1 protein-coding gene is annotated in these 493 nt (G+C 62.1%); it reads left to right on the plus strand.

Features of this window, described 5'->3' with window-relative positions; all coding sequences use genetic code 11:
• A partial coding sequence (locus tag JQ845_RS22810) for a zinc-binding dehydrogenase (protein WP_203009511.1) occupies positions 1-493 on the plus strand: 493 nt, incomplete at both ends.

A 493-nucleotide genomic window follows, 5' to 3' on the forward strand; every position in this document is an offset into this window, starting at 1 on the left:
CATTGCCGGTGGCGCAGACAAGTGCCGCTACGTGGTGGGTGAGTTGGGCTTTGACGCCTGTATCGACCACAAGAGCGAAGATTTCGCCCATGAGCTGGCCCTGGCCTGTTTCAAAGGCGTGGACATTTATTTCGAAAACGTCGGCGGTAAAGTCTTCGATGCCGTGCTGCCTTTGCTCAACCCCAAAGCGCGCGTGCCGCTGTGCGGGTTGATTGCCGGCTATAACGCCCATGAAGCGCCCACCCGCCCTGACCGTTTGCCGGCCCTGCAACGCACCTTGCTGACCAAGCGGGTGCGCATCCAGGGCTTTATCGTGTTCGATGACTACGGCGACCGCCAACCGGAGTTCCTCAGTGCCATGGCGCCTTGGGTGCGCGAGGGCAAGATCAAGTTCCGCGAGGACGTGGTCGACGGCCTGGAGCAGGCGCCCGAAGCCTTTATCGGCCTGCTCGAAGGGCGCAACTTCGGCAAGTTGGTGGTGCGCGTCGCGCAG

It is taken from the genome of Pseudomonas paraversuta (assembly GCF_904063065.1).
In the GTDB taxonomy this organism is placed as follows: Bacteria; Pseudomonadota; Gammaproteobacteria; order Pseudomonadales; family Pseudomonadaceae; genus Aquipseudomonas; species Aquipseudomonas paraversuta.